We start from the raw sequence: 20673 nt of genomic DNA on the forward strand, positions 1-20673 counted from the left end.
GGCCTTCGAGCTCCGCGGCGGTCATGCCCACGGCGAACCACGCGGCGTACGCGGGCGGCCAAATCTGCGCGTTGACGCCGGTGAAGTCCTCAATGGGGGCTGCAACCCACGCCCAGCCGAGGCTGAGTGCTGCGACGGAGCCGAGGGCGATCAGGCGTGCGCGCAACGACCGGAAAGAAGGCAGCCACGGCAGCACGAGATAGAACGCGAACTCCACGCACAGCGACCACAGCTGAGTCACGCCGGAGGCCAGACCGTCCGGAACGTAAATCTGGGTCGCGGTGAGCGTGGACAGGACCTGCACCACGGAGAAGGACGCGCCGGGCAACGCGAGGAACACCACAGCTACGCAAGCCCAATACGCAGGCATAACGCGGCGAAAGCGCGCGAGGTAATAGCCCGCCGGCGAGTGCGCGTCGCGGCGGCGCCACAGCACGAAGGCAGACAGCGCGAAGAAGACCGCCACGAAGTAGTCGAGCCGCTCGGCCCAGGCCCAGCCCGTGGCGGTCTGGAAGCTCACGTGCGTGACGAGCACGCCCAGCGCCGCGACCGCGCGCAGGCCGTCTAACGCGGGTACGTGCTGCGGTAAGGTATTGGCCATCGTCTGCCCAACTTAGCACCAAAGGATGTCCCTTTATGGCCCGCTCGCCCTTGCCGTGGCTCGTTATCGCCGCGATCCTCGCGCTGCTCGCGGGCGTGCTCGTGCCCTCGCTCGTGGTGGGACGCTCCATCCGGCTCGCCGACGACGTGGAATTCCACGCCGTCACTGAACCAGCCGCGGTCCTCGTGGAAACCGGTGCGACCACGGTGCGCATGGACAACACCTACATCACCTCGCCGAACGAGGAGGATGATGCGCTGGTCCAGCTCGACGCCACCAAGGATTTCTACCGCATGCCCGAGGGCCAGCCGGAAGACCGATCCGCGCATCTGTCCGCCTCGCTCACGCTCAACCGCGAATCCGCCTATCCGGAGGCGGGTCTCGCGAGCCACCAGTCCTTCGCGGTGCGGCAGCTCAACCTCGGCGCGTCCATCGACAACGGCGACATGGAGGGGCTCACCGCGTTCTTCCCCGCCGACACGGAGCAGCGTTCCTACCCGTACTTCGACTTCATCGCGCAAGAGGCCGTACCCATCGACTACACGGGGAAGTCCAAGCGCGGCGGAATCGACGTCTACGAGTTCCACCAGCACATCGACGCCCTACCGGCCCAAGACATCCTCGCGCGCACGGCCGAGTACGCGACCGAAAATGATCCCACGTTCACCCCGGACGATCTGCGTCGCCGCGGCCGCGCCGAGGACTTCTACACGGACGAGGAACTCGCCCACTTCGGTCTGAAGAAGGACACCGCCGTGGTCCTCGACTCGTTCTATTCGGTCGATCGCACCGTCACCGTCGACCCGGCCACGGGCACCATCCTCGACGTAGACGAAAATTTTTCCTTCGTCTGGGCCACGGACGCCAAGCAGGCGCGCGATACCTCGATCCCGCCCGAGCGCCGCGCCGTCTTCGTGGGCGATCTGCACTGGGACCAGGCCACGCAGGACTCCGCGCTTGAGCTCGCGCGCCCCACGGTTCGCCTCCACAAGGCCATGGGCTTGGTGAGCTGGGTGGGCAAGGGGCTCGCTGTCGTGCTCCTCGCCGCCGCGGGGCTCACGTACCTGCGCCGCCGCGACCATGTTTAGGCGCGCCTGGCCCGTCCTCTGGGGCACCGCGCTCGTGCTCGCGGTGACCTGGCCGTTCCTCCTGCCCGGCTCCGAGTTCCTCTGGCGCGACATGGCCGTGCCCGAGACCTTCGGGCTCACCCCAGCCAACTTCGGCGCTGGCGACCTCGCCGCGCGCGCCGCTCCCCAGGACGGCGTCTTCGCCCTCTTCTCCACGCTCCTGCCTGCACCATTCCTGCTGCGCGCGCTCGTCATCTCCGCCGCCGCGGCCGCCGCCTGGGGCGCATGGCTGCTAGCGCGGAGTTCACCGGCACCCGCGATGTTCCTCGCCGTCATCAATCCCTTCACTGTCGAGCGCCTCCTCCAGGGCCAATGGTCGTTGGNGCGCGCCTTCAATCAGGGCCTGCGCGGCTACCTCGGCGACACGAAACTCGAGCCCCGCGAGGTCGACGCCGCGTCCCAGGCCTTCGTCATCCCGGCAGGCGCGGCGGGCGAGTTCCGGCTGGAGTTCGCCGGGGAGCGCGCTTACCGTCTCACACTGCTGGGCGGCGGCTGCCTCGCACTGCTCACGGTGGCGGGTTGCCTGCTCCTCCTCGCTCGCCCGCGCCGCGGTCACTTCGCACACGCGGCACGGGTTCCCGTTCCGCTCCTGGCGCTCGTGGCGCTGGCAGCGGCGGACCCGGNCCGCGGGCCTGGGCCTCGCGGTCTGCATCCCGTGGCTCGTGCCCGGGCTCATCGACTCCCTCCACCCCGCCCCGCTTTCCGATGCCCCCTCCTCCGTCGCCGCCTTCGCCCCCCGCGCCGAGGCTGGCACCGGGACGTTGGGCTCCCTGCTGCAGCTCGGCGGTCTATGGAACGCGGACGCGCTCCCGGCTTCGCGCCAGGCGGGCTTCGCAGTCTTCGGGTTTGGAGTGCTTGCCTGCGTCCTCGTGGGCCTGCGCCGCGTATCGTGGCCGCTGCTCGCGCTCGGCGCGGCGGGCCTGGGCGGGGCGATTGCGTGTTGGCTGCTGCCGGACGTACTCGCGAGCGTCATCGACGCCTTCCCCGGCGCCGGCATCCTCCGCGACTCCGGNCACCGTCGCGTGGCTGCTCCTGCCGCTCGCGGTGCTCCTCGTCGCCGCCTTCCGGCGCGCCTCTGCCGAGTAATCCACAGGCTAGGCGCTCATGGTTGCCCACTGGGTTGTGCAAAAGCCGAGTTATCCACAGATTTGCACGCTCATCGTTGCAGGCCTTGACAGGTTTTTATAGCTTCAAAGCCATGACCACTTTCGTCTCTCGGCTCAAGGAAGAAAACGTCGACTCCTTGCGCGAACTTACAGGCTGGCGCCGCACCGACTACTGGGACGCTGGCCTATCGACCGCCGACGCCGACTTCTACATGCCTCTCGTGCGCACCTTTTGGGAAGCCTCCCATCCACGCATCGGCGAAGCCCGGTACGCGGTCTCGAACGCGTCCTTACCATTGGACTCCCATCCACGCATCGGCGAAGCCCGCGACGCTGCCCGCCGCCTCGGCCACGGCATCCGGGTCCTGGCCAAAATCGACCGGCTTTCCAAGAAAGGCGACAACCCCAACGACCTCCGCGTGTTGTTGTGCGGCACCCGCGAACAAGACCTAGACAAGGTCGCAGCGCAGCACACCACCCCACCCGAAACCAAAGACGAGGCCACCGTCGGCGTCTCCCAGGACGGGCGCAACCGACTGGTCATCCGCTCCACCGAAGCGTGGCTTATGGACTACATCCACGGGCTGCCCGGCGTGGAACCCGGCAACTACGATGGCCTCTACGAGGGCTTGAAGAAGCACGTAGAAAACCGCACGCAGCTCACCGCGCCGCGACGCATGATCCACATCCTCGTCAACCTCCACGACTTGGAGATGATTCTGCGCGGCGACGGCGAGGACATCCTCGTGCGCGCCACCGACGGCACGTGGCGCACCGGAGCAGAGCTCATGGAAGAACTCCTCGCCGGGGTGGGACTAGCGACGATTGTCAACGCGCGCAACGAACCGATGAAGCAATACCGCCTCAAACGCTACTTCACCCAAGCCCAACGCGACATGATAGCGGCGGTCCAGCACACGTGTATGGACCCGGACTGTAAGATTCCGTTCTCGATGTGCCAGGCCGACCATTTGAAAGCCTGGGCGAAAGGCGGGGAGACAAACCTAGACAACATCCTCATGCTGTGCGAATACCACAACATGAAAAAGAGAGACGGCGACGTCTACTACAAAGGCTCAGACGGGCGAATCTACAAACGCCGCGAATTCGGACCCGACGTGCCCTGCAACTAAAACCAGATAACCCGCCCGAAGGGCGGGCACTTCGGCATGCCGTTTTACAGCGAAGACAGAAGTTCTTCGAAGCGGCGGCCGGTCGACTCCCAGGAGAAACCGGCCGCGAAGTCGCGGGCGGCGGTGCCGAGTGCGGCGCGGCGGGAGGGGGCATCGGAAAGCTGGCGGGTGGCGGCGATGAGCTCGGGCAGGGTCTCGACGAGCACGCCGGTCTCGCCGTCGCGGACGGAGTCGCGCAGACCAAAGCGGTAGCCGATGGTGGGCACGCCATGCTGGGCGGCCTCCATGACGGCGAGGCCCCAGCCCTCCATGCGGGAGGGCATGAGGTGGATATCGGCGCGGTCGAGCAGCGCGTGCTTGTAGTCCTCGGTGACCTGGCCGCGGAAGCGCACGCGGTCAGTGAGGTCGTGCTTCTCGACGTACTCACGCAGCTGAGCCTCCCACCAGCCGCTACCAATGATGTCGAGGACCGAGCCCGGCACGGCCGCGACCGTGTCGATGGCGTGCTCGATCTGCTTGTGCGGGACGAGGCGCGAGAGCGTAACAAGGTGCAGACCGGCCTCACGCTCGAGGCGCGGGACGTGGGCCGGGATAGGGTCGACGCCGTTTTCGATGATCTCGATGCCCGTGACGCCGAGCTTCTCCAAGTCCGCCGCGGAGCCGCGCGAGACGGTGACATAGGGCACGCCGCGGTAGACGCGGGGCGCGACCTTGGACTCGAGGAACCAGCCGAGACGAGACAGGAAGGGGCCGGCGACGGGCCACTGCGCCTTGTGGCAGTGGTGCGTGAGCAGGACGACTGGCTTTCGCGTGGCCAGGCGGGCGAAGAATGGGATGCCGTTCTGAGTGTCAATGACAGCGCCAAGCTTGCCGAACCGCCCCGTGGCGAGCGCCAAGAGCGCGTACGGGTAGACGGTGAACTTGCCGCCTGCGCGGGAGTACGTCACGCCGTCGCGCTTCTCGCGGCGGGCGCCGTTCATGTGCTTCGAGGTGCGGAAAATAACCTCGTGACCGTGCGCGGCGAGGTACTCGCCCACGCGCTCCAAGTAGCGTTCCGAGCCCCCGCCCTGCGGGTGGGTGGAGTCGCGCCAGCACAGTAAAAGAATTCTCATGTCGAGCTACTAGCCTAATGGGTTATGAAGAAAACCCGTGCCTTGGCCACCTTGCGCCGCTCGTGGCGGCTGCTGCGCTCGTTCCGCTTTGAGCAAACGGCGCCGTCTCTTTTTTACGGCGGGTTAGCTGACGACACCGCTTCTTTGGTCGCGGCACTCTGCGCGGACCATGGCGTGCCGATGGGCCGCGTGCTCGACGTGGGCGGCGGGCCGGGTTACTTCGCCTCGGCGTTCGCGGCGCGCGGGGCGTCCTACTTCGGCGTGGAGCCTTCGCACTCGGAGATGTCTGCGGCCGGCATCCGTGTGGCGAATGCGGTGCGCGGGGACGGCGCTGACCTGCCCTTCGCAGACGGCGCCTTCGACGTGACGTACTCGTCCAACGTTGTCGAGCACACGCCGCGGCCGTGGGACATGGCGCGCGAGATGCTGCGGGTGACCAAGCCCGGAGGCCTGGTGATTATTAGCTACACGGTCTGGCTCGGGCCCTTCGGCGGGCACGAGACCGGGCTGTGGCAGCACTATGTGGGCGGCGCGTTCGCGCGCGACCGCTACACGCGAGTGCACGGCCACGCGCCGAAGAACGTGTTTGGTGAGTCGCTCTTCGCCGTGTCGGCGCGGGAAGGCTTGTCCTGGGCTCGCTCGAGCGGCCGGTCGTGGTGTGCCTTTCCGCGCTACCACCCGTGGTGGGCGTGGTGGGTCGTGCGCGTGCCGGTGCTGCGCGAGTTCTTGACGTCGAATCTGGTGCTCGTGCTGCGGGCGTGACCGCTCGGCCGCGCGCGTCGGCGACGAAGGCCCTGAGGTTCGTCCAAGAAAAAGAAAGCGCCGCCCGGGTGGGCGGCGCTGCAGTCGTTTTTTAAACGCCTGCGTCAGCGAGACGCTTCTTCAGAGCCTCGAACTGCTCGTGAACCTCAGCCGGGACGCGGTCGCCGAGGAACTTGAGGTAGGCCTCGTTGTCCTCGATGTCGGCGGCCCAGTCAGCCGGGTTCACGGCAAGAGCTTCCTTGACGTCGGCCATGTGGACGTTCGTGCCAGCGAGGTCGATGTCCTCCGGGCGGGCGGTGTGGCCCACGACGGTCTCGGTGGCCTCAACCTTGCCGTCGATACGGTCGACGATCCACTTGAGGACGCGGGAGTTCTCGCCGAAGCCCGGCCACAGGAAGCGGCCGTCGTCGCCGCGGCGGAACCAGTTGACCAGGAAGATGGACGGCATGCGGTCGCCGCCTTCCTTGCCCATGTCGATCCAGTGCTGCAGGTAGTCACCGACGTTGTAGCCGATGAACGGCAGCATAGCCATCGGGTCGTGGCGCAGGGAGCCAACCTTGGCCTCGGCCGCGGCAGCGGTCTGGCCGGAGGAAAGCAGAGAGCCGATCATGGTGCCGTGGTTCCAGTCGAAAGCCTGGGTGACGAGCGGAACGGTCTTCGCGCGGCGGCCGCCGAAGAGGATCGCGTCGATCTTGACGCCCTTCCAGTCGTCGTACTCCGGAGCCGCGGTTGGGCACTGAGCAATCGGGACGCAGTAACGAGAGTTCGGGTGAGCGGCCTTGCTGGTCGCCTCGTTCGGACGCCACTCGTTGCCGAGCCAGTCGATGAGGTGCTCCGGCGTGTCGCCGCCCATGCCCTCCCACCAGACGTCGCCGTCATCGGTGAGCGCAACGTTGGTGAACAGCGTGTTGCCGGCCTCCATGGTCTTCATCGCGATCGGGTTGGAGTCGTAGGAGGTGCCCGGCGCGACGCCGAAGAAACCGTTCTCCGGGTTGACGGCGTACAGGCCGTCTTCGCGCAGGTGCAGCCACGCGATGTCGTCGCCCACGACCTGTGCGGACCAGCCCGGGATGGTCGGGGTGATCATGGCGAGGTTGGTCTTACCGCAGGCAGACGGGAAGGCAGCGGCAACGTGGTAGGACTTGCCAGCCGGGTTGGTGAGCTTGAGGATAAGCATGTGCTCGGCCATCCAGCCCTCTTCCTTCGCCATGACGGAAGCGATACGCAGGGCGTAGCACTTCTTGGCGAGGATGGCGTTTCCGCCGTAGCCGGAACCGTAGGACCAGATTTCCTTGGTCTCCGGAAACTGGGTGATGTACTTGGTCTCGTTGCACGGCCAGACGGAGTCTTCCTGGCCCGGCTCGAGCGGGGCACCCACGGAGTGGAGCGCGTGGACGAAGTTGCCGTTGGCACCGATCTTGTCCAGGGCTTCCTTGCCCATGCGGGTCATGATGCGCATGGAGAGCACAACGTAGGCGGAGTCAGTGAGCTGAACGCCGAGCTTCGGCTCCGGATCGTTGATGGGGCCCATGCAGAACGGCACGACGTACATCGTGCGGCCCTTCATGGAGCCACGGAAGGCCTCGGTCATCTCGGCCTTCATCTGGGTCGGGTCCATCCAGTTATTGGTCGGGCCGGCGTCCTCTTCCTTCTCCGTGCAGATGAAGGTGCGGGACTCGACGCGGGCGACGTCAGACGGGTTGGAGCGCGCGAGGAAGGAGTTCGGACGCTTCTCCTCATTGAGCTTAATCAGAGTGCCCTTCTCCACGAGCTCGGCCGCAAGGCGGTCAGCCTCTTCCTGGGAGCCGTCCACGAAGACCACGCTCTCCGGCTGGAAAAGCTCGACAGACTCACTAATCCACGAGATGAGCTGTTCATTTTGGGTCGGAATTTCTCCAACGAGGCCACGAATCTGAGCGGTCATTCACTTCTCCTTGGGTGATCAGGTGTTGGCATGTACAGAGTAGCCGCTACAAACACTTTTGTGGGCTAAATAAAAACCAACAGGTTATATCCACGCTCCCCACCTTAACTGAAACCGCGGGCACCCCTGGGGGCCGTGGGAAATGCGCCACACTCCTGCACCCTCAAACGGGGGAACAGTGCCCCCGATGCCAACAAAGCACGCACGCAGTCTCGGCGCGCCGACGCCCTGGTTATAACCGCGCGGGCGGACGAGAGAAACAGCAATGCCTGTCAATATTGGTCCTTGACCTAAAAACAGGAACAATAGGGTGCGATGACTACACCACAGAACCCTGAACAGGCCCTCACCGAGCGTGAGCGCGGCCAGTTCGGTCCCATGCAGACCGACTTCAACGCCACCTTCGGCAACGAGCTCGACTACCCGCGCCTAGGCAACGTCACGTTCCGGCGCGGCACGCTCACCGATAACCAGCAGGCGCTCTTCGACGAGCACTGGCCGCGCCTAGGGCGCGAGCTCGCCAACGAGCGCATCGATATCGACGAGTGGTTCGGCCGCACTGGTGCCAAGACCATCCTGGAGATCGGCTCCGGCACCGGTACCTCGACGGCCGCAATGGCCCCGCTCGAAGCGGACACCAATGTCATTGCCGTCGAGCTGTATAAGCCGGGCTTGGCCAAGCTGCTGGGCGCGGTGGTGCGCGGGGGCATCGGAAACATCCGCATGGTCCGTGGGGACGGCATGGAGGTTCTCATGCGCATGGTGGAGCCGGAGTCGCTCGACGGCATTCGCGTGTTTTTCCCGGACCCGTGGCCCAAGGCGCGCCACCACAAGCGGCGCATTATCCAGTCGGGCCCGCTCAATCTGTTTGCCTCGCGCCTGAAAAAAGGCGGCGTGCTCCACGTCGCGACGGACCACGCGGGCTACGCCGAGTGGATCGATGAGCTCGTGAACGTCGAGCCCCAGTTGGAGTACAAGGACTGGCCGTGGCCGGAGTGCCCGCAGCTCACGGACCGCCAGGTGATTACGAAGTTTGAGGGCAAGGGTCTCGACGCAGACCACGTGATCAAGGAATACCTCTGGGAGAAGAAGTAAATGAAGTACCTGCTCGTGTGGGACGCGCCCAATATGGACATGGGCCTGGGGGCCATCCTGGGCCACCGCCCAGATGCCGCGCACCGGCCGCGTTTCGACGTCATCGGCCGCTGGCTCGTGGAGCAGGCCCAGGCCGTGGGCGCCGACCCTGAGGCAGGAGTCTTCACCAACGTCACGCCCGGCAATGCCGATGCCATCCGCAGCTGGGTCGAAGCCATCCGCAACGTCGGCTTTGGCGTCTTCGCCAAGCCGAAGCTCACGGAGGACTCGGACGTCGACCCGGACATGATTGACCACATCCAGGCCAACCGGGGCCAGCTCGCCGGCGTCGTCGTCGCGAGCGCGGACGGCCAGAACTTCGAGCCGCTCCTGCGCGAACTCGCCCACACGGGCGTAGCCGTCACGGTGCTCGGCTTCCGCGAACACGCCAACTGGGCGCTGCATGCAGCAGGCGAGGTGGCGCATTTCGAGTTCGTGGATCTCGAGGACATCGAGGGCTCGTTCCGCGAGCCGCTGCCGCGCGTCAACCTGGACAACCTGCCGGAGGGCGGCGCGTGGCTCCAGCCGTTCCGCCCACTCGCTGCGTTGCTTAAATAAGGAGGTCGCGTGTTTTATTCCTGGGGCCTATTTTCCTATAAGCACCGCAAGGTCGTGCCATTGCTCATCGTGGCGGCCATCCTCGTACTCTTTGGCGTCTTCGGCACCCAACTGGGCGACCGGATGAGCCAGGAGGGCTGGGACGATCCGAACTCGGCGTCCACGCCTGCCGCAAAGATCGAGCAGGACACGTTCGGCCGCGATAACAACGGCGACGTCATCCTGCTCATTGACGATCCCGATAAGAACTTCGACGCCGCCAAGTCCTATATCGAGGGGCTCAAGGAGCAGTACCCGGACCAGATCGACCACGTCACGAGCTACTTCGACTCGCGCAACCCGAAGCTCAAGAACGCGGAGAGCAACGTCGCCTTCGCCGCCATTGGATTGAAGGGCGACGGGGAGCAGACGCTCAAGGACTACCGCGCCATCGAGGACTCCCTCTACGACACGGAGCTGCCCGTCCAGGTCGCCGGCGCCACCGCCGTCGCGGACGCGCTCGATGACGGCATGGCCAACGACATTGCGCGCGCCGAGAAGGCCGCCCTGCCGCTGGTCGGCCTGTTGCTGCTCGTGGTCTTTGGGTCCGTCGTCGCGGCATTCATGCCGCTCGTCGTGGGCGGCCTATCCATCCTGGGCTCACTGGGCATCCTCTCGGTGCTCGCGGGCTTCCTCCAGGTCAATACGTTTGCCCAGGCCGTCGTCACGCTGCTGGGCCTGGGCCTGGCCATCGACTACGGCCTGTTCATGGTCTCCCGCTTCCGCGAGGAGCTCGACGCCGGCCGCGAGACCCAGGACGCCGTCGCCCGCACCACCGCGACCGCCGGCCAGACCGTGGTTTTCTCCGCCCTCATGGTCGCTTTCGCGCTCTCCGGGCTCTTCATCTTCCCGCAGGCCTTCCTCAAGTCCGTCGCCTACGGCGCGATTTCCGCCGTGGGCCTCGCCGCGCTCCTCTCGGTCACGGTGCTGCCCGCGCTCTTCGGCCTTCTCGGTAAGAACATCGACAAGTGGACCGTGCGCCGCACAAGCCGGAAAGCGAGAACGCTTGAAGACTCCTGGTGGTACAGGCTGCCCAAGCTCGCAATGAAGCGCGCCACGTGGGTCACCGTGGGCATCGCCGGGCTGCTCATCGCGCTCACGCTGCCCACGCTCGCCATGACCTTCGGCGGCATCAACGAAACCTACCTGCCGCCTACGCAGCAGACCCGCGTCGCGCAGGACCGCTTCAACGAGGAGTTCCCGGGCTTCCGCACGGAGCCGGTCAAGCTCGTCGTCACTGGCGCGGAGAGCAACCAGCAGCTCGTGGACGTCTACATGCAGGTCCGCGGCCTCCAGGGCCTCACGGAGCCCATGACGCCGTCCACCTCCACCGTGGACGGCACGACGGTGCTCTCCGCCGGCATCCAGGACCGCGCGGACTACACGCGCATCGTCCACGAGCTCGAAAACATCGAGGCTCCGGAGGGCGTCGAACTCTACGTCGGCGGCACACCCGCCATGGAAGTCGAGTCCCTCGATGCCCTCATCCACAAGCTCCCTTGGATGACTCTCTACATCGTGGCGACGACGTTCATCCTCATGGCGCTCGTCTTCGGCTCGCTCGTCCTGCCGGCCAAGGCCGTCATCATGACAGTGCTCACCGCCGGCGCCACGCTGGGCATTCTCACCGGCATGTTTGTCCTCGGCGCGGGCTCGGGCCTGCTCAGCTTCACGCCGGGCCCGCTCATGTCGCCGGTCCTCGTCCTCATCATCGCCATCGTCTACGGCCTCTCCACGGATTACGAGGTCTTCCTCGTCTCCCGCATGGTCGAGGCCCGCCGCGCAGGCGATTCCACCGACGAGGCCATCGCCAAGGGCACCGCGCACACCGGCGGCATCATCACCGCCGCCGCGCTCATCATGATCGTCGTCGCCGCCGCCTTCGGCTTCTCCGATATCGTGATGATGAAGTACATCGCCTTCGGCATGATCTTCGCGCTCTTCCTCGACGCAACCGTCGTGCGCATGCTCCTCGTCCCCGCCGTCATGCACCTCCTGCGCGAGGACAACTGGTGGGCCCCGCGGTTTATCCAGCGCGCCTACACCCGCATGGGCNCGCGGGGGCCCCGCCCAGCTTGCCGATCCCCCCCCCCCCGCCGCGCCCGCTGCCGAGACGGCAGGCATGGAGGAACCGGAAGGCCCCTACCGCGGCCGCCGCACCGCGGACACCGATTCGGAGCTTGTGCCCTTCAGCGAGCTGGTGAAACGTTTGGAAAAAGAATGAACCGCAAGTGGATTACGTGGATAGTCTCGCTCGTCGCGCTTGCGGCGCTGGGCTGGTTCTTTAGGGACCAGCTCGACTTCATCGGCGACGGCCTGCGCAGCCTGCGGCACGCGGAGCTGCTGCCCGTGGTGCTCGTGGTCGTCTTCGCGCTAGGCGCAGTGGCCTCGATGAGTGAGGTCATGCGCCGACTCATCGGAGCAGGCGGCGTACACGTTCCGCTGCGGGAGGCCTTCGCGATTTCCATGGCCTCCAACGCCTGGTCCACGACGCTGCCGGGCGGGCCCGCCTTCTCTGCAATCCTGACTTTTCAGGTGCAGCGCGGCTGGGGGGCATCGGTAGCCTTGTGCAGCTACTTCTTCTTCCTGTCCTCCGCGATCTCTACGATGTGGCTCGCGCTCATCGGCATCGCAGGTGTGTTCTTCCTCAACGCAGATATGGCGTTGGGCTCGCTCATCCTCACCGTGACGCTCATGGCCGCGGCGACGGGCGGCATCTTCTGGCTCACGGAGCACCCTGAGACCCTCAAGAAGTGGCTCGGCCATCCCAAGCTCGCACGCCTGCGCGCGGAGGTCGACCACTTGGGCGAGGTGCACCTGTCGCGCTGGGCCTTCGGGATTGTCTCGGGCGCCTCGCTCGTCCATCGCCTGCTCGACCTGCTCGCGCTGTGGGCGGCCGTGTGGGCCGTCACCGGTGAAATGCCGTGGCTGCGCGCCGGTGAGAACGCCACCACGATGGCGGGCGTCGCGCTCGCCTTCCTCACCGCCAAACTTGCTGGCTCCGCGCAGGTCACCCCCGGCGGCCTGGGCACGGTCGAGGCCGCCATCATCGGCCCACTCGTGGCCACGGGCATGACGGCCGTGGGCGCGACCTCCGCCGCGCTCATCTACCGCCTGATTTCCTTTGCCCTGGTTACTATCATTGGCTGGGTTATCTACTTCTGGCATTACGCTCGCCAGGGCCTTACCTATCAGGCCCTCAATGGAAAGGATTCCAGTGCGCACAGCACCGCTTCTTGATATCGCTGCCCTCGTCCTCTTTGCGCTCTTCGCCCGCGCGGCGCACCCGCCGTTCACGTTCCTGGGCGCCATCGACGCGTTCTGGCCGTGGGCCGTGGGCGCGCTCGTGGGCTGGGGCATTGTCACGTTGGTCAAGCCCCGCAACCACTACGGCGAGGGCATCATCGTCTGGCCCAGCGCCATTATCATCGGCATGATCCTGTGGACCGTGGTCAACGGGCGCATGCCCCACTACAGCTTCCTCATCGTGGCGTCCGTGATGAGCTTTATTCTGATGTTTGCTTGGCGCGTCGTCGCGATGCGCCGAAACGCCAGATTAGCCAAGCAGCAGGCGCCACGACGATAGCAATCAGCACGAGCACCAGCGCTGGCGCAAAGACTGCCGATGCCGCCAGGCCCGCCGAGAACACATCCTCCGCCGTGGAGACCACCGGGGCACCCACGCCCACGGTGGTGGTGTTCACGACGGGCCGCGTTGTCGTTTTGAGCAGGTGCATGGCCAACGCAACGCCAAAGCCAACGACGAGCAGAATCCACGTCTTCGGCTCCGACCACACGCTGGAGTCACCCACCGTCTGATCCCCGAACGCCGAGGCAAACATAAGCCCGCCCGAGGTCGGACGCACGAGCGTCTGAATAATGTCATTGACCGAGTCGACCGCCGGCACCTTGTCCGCGACAATCTCGATGGCGAGCAGCACGCCAATGATGATGAGCAGAATCGGGTCCGAAAGCCACGTCCACCCCTCCGGCAGGTTTACCCAATCGGTGTAGCGCGCGAGCACGCCGTAGATGAGCAGAGGAATATAGGCGTTCAGGCCCGCCGAGGTGGCCAGGCCGAGGGCTGCGGAAAGTTCCATGGTTTCCAGTTAAGCACGACGGGCATCAGGGGCTGAAGAAAAATACCATCGGCCCCCAGTTTCCTGGGGGCCGATGGTCTCTCTCAAATCTCCCGACTCCGAGTGGTTTCTCAGGCCGCTCGCCCCTCGGGAGGAGGGGTTCTCTCTATCTCTCATGCGCCTCTCTCAAACGCATGGCTCTATTATGGCACAATCTTCTGCAATAAGCATGATTTAAACCTGTCAAAACCTTCACAGTTTGATAGCAACGAGGTAACGAACCACGAGTGTGCTCACCACATGAGAAACCCGGCCCGCGAGATAACACCGTGGACCGGGAATACAGAGAGGCGAGACGCGTCGCAACTTCTAGCGCGGGCTAACCGCGGCAATCAGCTGGTTGACCGCCATGATGATGTAGTTGATGATGTCTCCCGACAGGTCGAGAACGCTGCTGAGCATAATGCCGGCCTCCTATTTTTTGAAAAATGTCTCGTTGAGTCTATCGCGTCGAGACCAGCAAGTGCTACATCGGCGAAATCGTGTGCTTCTTCGGCAGGTCGTGGACATCCTTGTCGGCGAGCTGGCGCAGCGCACGGCGCAGGGCCAGACGGGACTCGGAGGGATTGACCATGGCATCGAGGTAGCCACGCTCCGCAGCAACGTAGGGCGCGGTCATGGTCTCGTCGTAGAAGTCCATGAACATCTTCTTCGTCGCGGCGCGCTGCTCCGGGGTCTCGGCGGCGGCGAGCTGCTTGCCGGCGATCATGACGACGGCAGCGGCGGAACCCATGACGGCAATCTGCGCGGTCGGCCACGCCAGGTTGATGTCACCAGTGAGGTTCTTCGAGCCCATGACGGCATAGGCTCCGCCGTAAGCCTTGCGCACGATGAGCGAAACCTTCGGGACGGTCGCCTCGACGACGGCGAAGGCGAACTTCGCACCGCGGTGGATAAGACCGGCCTTCTCCTGCTCCACGCCCGGCAGGTAGCCCGGGGTGTCGACGACGAAGACGAGCGGGATGTTATACGCATCGCAGATGCGGATGAAGCGCGCGCCCTTATCGGCGGCATCGGCGTCGATGCAGCCCGCGTTGAACATCGGGTTATTCGCCACAAAACCCACGGTCTTACCGTCGATACGGCCGAAGGCCGTAATCATATTCGGCGCGAAGTTGGGCTGCAGCTCGATGATGTCCTCATCGTCGCCCAGCAGCGGAAGCAGCTCGGTCATGTCATAGCCGGCGTTGGTGTCGTCGGGCATGAACGAGTCCAAGGCGGCATCGTCAAGCTCCGCGTCGGACGGCGCCGGGAACTCTGGGGCCGGGTCGAAGCAGGTGAGCGGCAGGTGGTCGAGCAGGTCGCGGACGAAGTCGAAGGCCTCTTCCTCGGAGCCGACGACGGCCTGGACGTTGCCGTTGAGCTCCTGCTGGCGCGCGGAGCCCAGGTCCGCGGAGGTGATGTCCTCACCGGTGACCTCACGGATGACATTGGGACCGGTGACGTACATTTCGGCCTCGCCGTCCACGGCAATGACGAAGTCGGTCGTCACGGGTGCGTACACGGCGCCGCCGGCGGACTTGCCCATCATGATGGAGATCTGCGGGCTGCGGCCGCTCAAAGGCATCTGGCGGCGGGCGATCTCGGAGTACATGGCCAGCGAGGTCACCGCGTCCTGAATGCGGGCGCCGCCGGAGTCCTGAATACCGATAACTGGGCAGCCAATCTTGATGGCCATATCCATGACCTCAGTGACCTTCTGGCCGAAGGTCACACCCACGGAACCGCCGTAGACCGTCTTATCGTGCGCGTAGATGCACACCGGACGGCCGGAGATGCGCCCGTAGCCCGTCACCACACCATCCGAGTAGATGGCGTCCGGGTCGCCCGGGGTCTTGCCCAGGGCGCCGATTTCCACGAAAGAGCCCTCGTCGAGCAGCGCGTTAATGCGCTGGCGCGGCGTGGACCGGCCGGCCTCGTCGCGGCGCTGACGCGAACGCTCGGATCCGGGATCCTGCGCCTTCTCAAGCCGCGCGCGCAGATCGGCTAGCTTCTCAGCCGTGGTTGTCACGAATGAACTCCTCGGTGTCTTGGTTTATCGCGCGGTCGCCGTGAAGGCAGCCGCCGACATGTCAGTCCTCAATGATAACTCCCCCTGTGGGAGGAGAAAACGTCGCACGCGGCTCAGCCGAAGCCGAGCCGCGCTCAGTGCGGAGAATTTAAGAGAGCTTCTCTTCAATCCACTGCTGCATGTGCTTGCCCACGATGCCGATGGCCGGCTCATCCGGCACAGCGAGGTGGTCGCCCGGAAGCTGGACGATCTCCAGGTTCTTCACAATCTGGCCCCAGCCGCCATCCGGAGCGATCTCCGCGTAGGCAGGTTCGAGCTCGATGGCGCCGTCGTGCATGCGCTCAGAGCGGAAGAGCAGGACGGGGACGTCGACCTCAGCCCAACGCTGGAAGTCGATCTTCGCCAGAATCTGGTTGTCCACGAAGGACGCACGCTGATGTTCGAGGACGCCGGCGGCGAGGCCGTGCTCAGAGGCATCGGTCGTGGAGAGGAACTCCGCGAGCATCGCCATGACGGCGTCCTCGCCGACGGTCTCGATAAGGTCGTACGGCACCGGGAAGTCCAGGTCGTAGGTCTTCTTCGCGAACGCCGCGTAGCGACCCCAGCGGGCCTTGGTCTCCTCGAGGGTATCCGGAGCCGGGTGAGCCGGCTGCGTCGTATCGAGCAGCGCAATGAAGCCCACCTCAGGGACGTCCTCGCCGGCGGCGCGGCGCTTGCCCAGCTGCGCGGCTACCTCGTAAGCCAGTGCGCCACCGAAGGACCAGCCACCGAGGACGATCGTACGGCCGCGTGCGTACGTGATGATGTCATCGAGGTACGACTCGGCGCGCTCCTCGATGGAGCCTTCGACGCGCTCGATGCCGTAGACGGCGACGTCGTCCGGCAGGCGGCGAGTGAGCGGCTGATAAACGACGGTCGTGCCGCCGGCCGGGTGGAACATGAACACGGCGGGGCCATCGGCCTCGCGCAGCACGCGCACGTTGCCTTCGACCTCAGTCTCCAGGCCCTCGCGGACGCGATCAGCGAGCGGCTCGAGGGTCTGGGCTTCCTTGACCTGCCCTGCGGTGACCTCAATCCCGGCGCGCTCGGTAAGGCGCTCGGCGATCTGCTGCGCCACCTCGTCCGAGATAGCCGGCAGCGTGGAGGTCACGCCTGCGGCGGCCTTACCTGTGAACGTGGCCCAGGTACCGAAGACCAGGCGCTCGGAGGCGTCGCGCGGGGCGACGCCGACGCCTTCCGCATCGACGGCGCCCGCCGGGGCGTCCTCGCTGGAGGTCTGCGGGGCCGGGCTTTCCGATGCCGCCTCATCCTCAGCGTCGGCTGCAGCACCCGCCGCGGCCGGGGTTTCAGACGGGGTCTCGCCGGTCTGGACAGCTTCTTCGACCATGGCGATGACGTCGGCGAGCGACGCGTCACGCAGGGCCTGGACCGGGATCGGCGGAATCTGGAAGTCGTTTTCCACGCGGTTCTTAATGCGCATGCCCATGAGCGAATCAAGCCCCAGGTCAATGAGCGGCAGCTCGCGCGGCAGGTCCGAGACGTCGTAGCCCATGGACTCAGAAACGATGAGGGCGAGGTGCTCCTCGACAGATTCCTGGGACGGATCCCAGCGCACGGCCTCGATGTCAGCGAGCTCATCGGCGGCTGGCGCCGCAGACGTCGAAGCGGAAGGCGCCTGGACGCCTTGGAGCGTGGGGGCATCGGAAAGCTGCAGCGTGGAGGCAAAGCCCTCGGCAAGCAGCGAACCGTCCGTGGCGAGGTACGCGGCAACGGAGAGACCGCCCAGGGAGCGGTCGACCGTCACCGTGATGTCACCCGCCGGCGGAAGGTCGGCGTGCTCCTCAACGGCGGCGAGCTGGGCGCCGGGCTCAACAGCCTCGGCGGCGGACTCGAGCAGCGCGAGGACGCTCGGCGCCTGGTCCGCGTTCGTGCCGAAGGCAATCTGGCCGGTGGGCAGCGTGACGCGGGCGCCGGGCAGACCCGACACGCCCGACGCCGGGCGAGCATTGGTCCACAGGTGCTGACGCTTGAACTGCGTATGCGGCACCGCCGGCGCTGCCGCGTTGGCGGAAGCAGCGGAAAGATCGCCAAAGACTGCACGGTAGTCGATGGGCGCGCCCGCGACATAGAGCTTGGCCAGGAGGTCGAGCAGCGAGGCGGACTCGTCGATCTTGCGTTTGAAGACGTAGAGCAGCTGGGCATCGGCCTTGCCCACGGTAAACGCGGTGTTCATCATGCCCATGAGCGCGACAGGGTTCGGAGAGATTTCCACGAGCTGGGTGTGGCCGTGGGCGAGCGCCTGCTCCGTGGCGTCCTGGAAGTAGACGGCCTGGCGCGTCATGTGGAGCCAGTACTCGTCCGTGTGGACCGTGGCGCCCGGCTCATAGCGCACCGCCTTATCCACGGAGCTGTAGAGCGCCGTGTGGATGGGGCGAGCCTCGATGCCAGCGATCTCTGCGGCGAGCTCGCCGAGGAGCGGCTCGACGGCGGAGGTGTGGCCGGCGCCCTTGACCTTGAGGGCACGGGCGAACTTGCCTTCGCCTTCGAGACGCTCGACGAGGTCGAGGACCTGCTGACGCGGGCCACCGACAGTATTCATGCCGGGGCCGGCGTAGACGGCGGGCTCGATGTCGTTGCCGAGGGCGAAGATTTCCTCGGCGGACAGTTCGACGACGGCCATGGCGCCCTGAGTTTCCTCAGTGAGCGAGGCCTCGCCCTCACCCATGAGGCGGGCGCGGTGGCACGCGATGAGCATGGCGTCCTCGGCGGAGATACCGCCGGCGGCGTAGGCCGCGGCGATCTCGCCCATGGACATGCCCATGACGGCGGACGGGCGGGCGCCGAAGTGCGCGAGGAGATCCGTGAGCGCGATCTGGATGGCGGTGACAGCGACCTGGCCCGTCTCCGTGTTGTAGGTCTGCGAGTCGTCGCGGACGATGTCGAGGATGGACCAGCCGGACTCAAAGTCCACGATCTTGTCGAGCTCGGCGAGGCGCTCAGCGAAGAACGGAGAGACCTCGAGGAAGTCCTTGACCATCTTGCGGTGCTGGGAGCCGAAACCGGAGTAGACGAAGACGGGACCGGACGACGCTGGCGCGTCGGCCGAAGAAATGCCCACGGAGACCTTGCCCTCGGCAACCTGGCGCAGGCGGCGCACCGCCTCTTCCTCGTTCGTGGCGGTAACGACGGCGCGGGAACGCGCGTGGTTGCGGCCGGCGAGAACGCGGGCGACGTCGAAGAGATCCGGGTGGGTCTCCTCGATGAAGTCCGCGAGCTGGGCGGCCAGCGCCTTGCGGCGCGAGGGCAGCAGGCCGGAGACGGCCAGAGAGAAGGACGGCACGACGGCCGGGTGGTCCTCGTCGACGGCGGGCTTCTCCTCAAGGCGCACCTGGGCCGGGCGGCGGGTGGTCTCACCGTCAAGATCCGGACGGTAGTCCGTGAGGACGAGGTGGGCATTGGTGCCACCGAAGCCGAAGCCGGAGACGCCCGCGACCTTGCGGCCGGAGTACTCGGGCCACTCGCGGGTGTCGGCGACAACCTCGAGGTGCTCGGCGTCGAAGTCGACGTAGTGGTTGGGCTCGGTGAAGTTGACCTGGCCCGGCAGCTCGTTGGCGCGCATGGCGGAGAGGACCTTGATAAGACCCACGACGCCGGCGGCGGCTTCGGAGTGGCCGATATTCGACTTCGCGGAGCCGAGCAGCATGGGGCTTGCGGCGTCGCGGCCGTGGCCGATGACGCGGCCGAGCGCGGAGGCCTCGATGGGGTCACCGAGGATGGTGCCGGTGCCGTGGGCCTCGACGTAGTCGACGGTGCGCGGGTCGATGCCGGCGTCGGCGTAGGCGCGACGCAGGACGTCGACCTGGGCCTCGGGGTTCGGCGCGGTGATGCCGTTGGAGTGGCCATCCGAGTTCACGGCGGAGCCGCGAATGACGCCAAGGATGGTGTCGCCTGCGGCTTGGGCGTCGGAGAGACGCTTGAGCACGACGAGGCCGGCGGCATCCGAGCGCACGATGCCATCCGCGTCATCCGAGAATGCGTGGATATTGCCCGTGGGCGAGATGACGCCGAGCTCGCTGAAGCCCAGCGACGCGTACGGAGCCGCAAGGATATTGACGCCGCCGGCGAGGGCGGCATCGGCAGCACCCGTGCGCAGGTCGCGCACAGCCTGGTGGATGGCCACCAGCGAGGTTGAGCACGCCGTGTCGACGTTGATGGACGGGCCGCGCAGGTCCAGCGCGTAGGACACACGGTTCGGGATGACGGCCGAGGACGTACCGGTGAGCGCATAGGGGTGCATCTCCGCCGGGTCGGCGGCGAGCAGCATGCCGTAGTCGTTGTTGGTGGAGCCGATGTAGACGCCGGTGGCGGTGCCGCGCAGCTCGTTGGCGGGAACGCCGGCGTCCTCGAGGGCTTCCCAGGCCAGTTCGAGGATGATGCGCTGCTGCGGGTCCATGTTCGTGGCCTCGAGCGGGCTGAGACCAAAGAACTCCGGGTCGAAGCCCGCAATGTCCTCGATATAACCACCGGTGGTGTTCTCGGTTTCCAGCTTCGCGGAGATCACCGGGTCTGCCGTGTATTCGCTCCAGCGGCCCATGGGAAGCGGGCCCGTGCCAGTGCGGTACTCGGTAAGCATCTGCCAGAACTCCGCAACGTCATTGGCGCCCGGGAAACGACCGGCCATGCCGATGATTGCGATGTCGTGCTCATCAGCCTTGCGGGCGGGTGCGGCGTCACCACCTGCGGGCGCTTGCGACCGCAGCGACTGCGGATCTGCGGGGCCATTGATAAGGCGGTCCGCGAGCTGCGCGATGGTGGGGTATTCGTAAGCCACGGTCGCGTCGAGGTGCGTGCCCAGCAGGTTTTCCAGCTCGCCGGAGAGCACGACCGCGTCGCGGGAGGACAGCCCGAAGTTTTCTAGGGGCTTGGTGTCCGTCACTTCCTCAGGCTCGACGCCGGTGGTCTCAACCACCCAATTGCGCAGCCAGACGCGTAGTTCTTCAACGGTCATAAAAGTCATCAGTCTTTCT

Annotated in this window: 12 protein-coding genes and 2 pseudogenes; 8 read left to right on the forward strand and 6 right to left on the reverse strand. The window is 66.0% G+C overall.

Annotation, left to right across the window (positions count from 1 at the left end; genetic code table 11):
* The coding region (locus BN9444_RS01190) for an acyltransferase family protein (protein WP_141681477.1) at positions 1-601 on the reverse strand (601 nt) is incomplete at its 3' end.
* 35 nt (positions 602-636) lie between these two features.
* On the opposite strand from BN9444_RS01190, the gene BN9444_RS01195 reads away from it, so the two are divergent.
* Complete coding sequence (locus BN9444_RS01195) at positions 637-1689, forward strand: porin PorA family protein (protein ID WP_068801293.1); 1053 nt, start codon at positions 637-639, stop codon at positions 1687-1689.
* Between the two features lie 1237 nt (positions 1690-2926).
* The gene (locus BN9444_RS01205; protein ID WP_068801295.1) at positions 2927-3967 is read left to right on the forward strand and encodes an HNH endonuclease signature motif containing protein; all 1041 of its coding nucleotides are present in this window, start codon (positions 2927-2929) and stop codon (positions 3965-3967) included.
* Between the two features lie 44 nt (positions 3968-4011).
* On the opposite strand, the gene BN9444_RS01210 is transcribed toward BN9444_RS01205, so the two are convergent.
* Positions 4012-5079: a glycosyltransferase family 4 protein gene (locus BN9444_RS01210; RefSeq protein WP_066493599.1), complete on the reverse strand. Its 1068-nt coding sequence runs from the start codon at positions 5077-5079 to the stop codon at positions 4012-4014.
* 24 nt (positions 5080-5103) lie between these two features.
* Between BN9444_RS01210 and BN9444_RS01215 the strand changes: the two genes are divergently transcribed.
* Entirely contained in the window at positions 5104-5841 is a 738-nt protein-coding gene (locus BN9444_RS01215) for a class I SAM-dependent methyltransferase (RefSeq protein ID WP_066493595.1), read from the forward strand.
* 91 nt (positions 5842-5932) lie between these two features.
* On the opposite strand, the gene BN9444_RS01220 is transcribed toward BN9444_RS01215, so the two are convergent.
* Positions 5933-7765: a phosphoenolpyruvate carboxykinase (GTP) gene (locus BN9444_RS01220; protein WP_066512910.1), complete on the reverse strand. Its 1833-nt coding sequence runs from the start codon at positions 7763-7765 to the stop codon at positions 5933-5935.
* A gap of 315 nt (positions 7766-8080) precedes the next feature.
* Here BN9444_RS01220 and trmB point away from each other — a divergent pair, with 315 nt between their 5' ends.
* The 5 genes and pseudogenes from trmB to BN9444_RS01245 all read left to right on the forward strand — a co-directional run bounded on the left by trmB (position 8081) and on the right by BN9444_RS01245 (position 13082).
* Entirely contained in the window at positions 8081-8860 is a 780-nt protein-coding gene (gene trmB, locus BN9444_RS01225) for a tRNA (guanosine(46)-N7)-methyltransferase TrmB (protein ID WP_066493583.1), read from the forward strand.
* On the forward strand, positions 8861-9457 hold the full coding sequence (locus BN9444_RS01230; RefSeq protein WP_066493576.1) for an NYN domain-containing protein: 597 nt from the start codon (positions 8861-8863) through the stop codon (positions 9455-9457).
* Positions 9458-9466: 9 nt separating this feature from the next.
* Positions 9467-11720, forward strand: a pseudogene (locus BN9444_RS01235) (MMPL family transporter).
* Positions 11721-11749: 29 nt separating this feature from the next.
* A pseudogene (locus BN9444_RS15630) lies at positions 11750-12736 on the forward strand (lysylphosphatidylglycerol synthase transmembrane domain-containing protein); the annotation flags it as partial.
* Entirely contained in the window at positions 12714-13082 is a 369-nt protein-coding gene (locus tag BN9444_RS01245; RefSeq protein WP_066512916.1) for a DUF3054 domain-containing protein, read from the forward strand. The pseudogene BN9444_RS15630 and the gene BN9444_RS01245, both read left to right, overlap by 23 nt.
* Here BN9444_RS01245 and BN9444_RS01250 read toward each other — a convergent pair.
* The 3 genes from BN9444_RS01250 to pks13 form a co-directional block, all read right to left on the reverse strand.
* A complete protein-coding gene (locus BN9444_RS01250; protein WP_066493569.1) occupies positions 13003-13596 on the reverse strand; it encodes a DUF4126 domain-containing protein in 594 nt (197 codons plus the stop codon). The genes BN9444_RS01245 and BN9444_RS01250 overlap by 80 nt on opposite strands.
* A gap of 505 nt (positions 13597-14101) precedes the next feature.
* Positions 14102-15646 (reverse strand): acyl-CoA carboxylase subunit beta, encoded by a 1545-nt coding sequence (locus BN9444_RS01255; RefSeq protein ID WP_066512918.1) that lies wholly within the window; start codon positions 15644-15646, stop codon positions 14102-14104.
* A gap of 148 nt (positions 15647-15794) precedes the next feature.
* A complete protein-coding gene (gene pks13 / locus BN9444_RS01260; RefSeq protein ID WP_068801464.1) occupies positions 15795-20654 on the reverse strand; it encodes a polyketide synthase Pks13 in 4860 nt (1619 codons plus the stop codon).
* Positions 20655-20673 lie beyond the last annotated feature (19 nt).

It is taken from the genome of Corynebacterium phoceense, from assembly GCF_900092335.1.
Lineage (GTDB): Bacteria > Actinomycetota > Actinomycetes > Mycobacteriales > Mycobacteriaceae > Corynebacterium > Corynebacterium phoceense.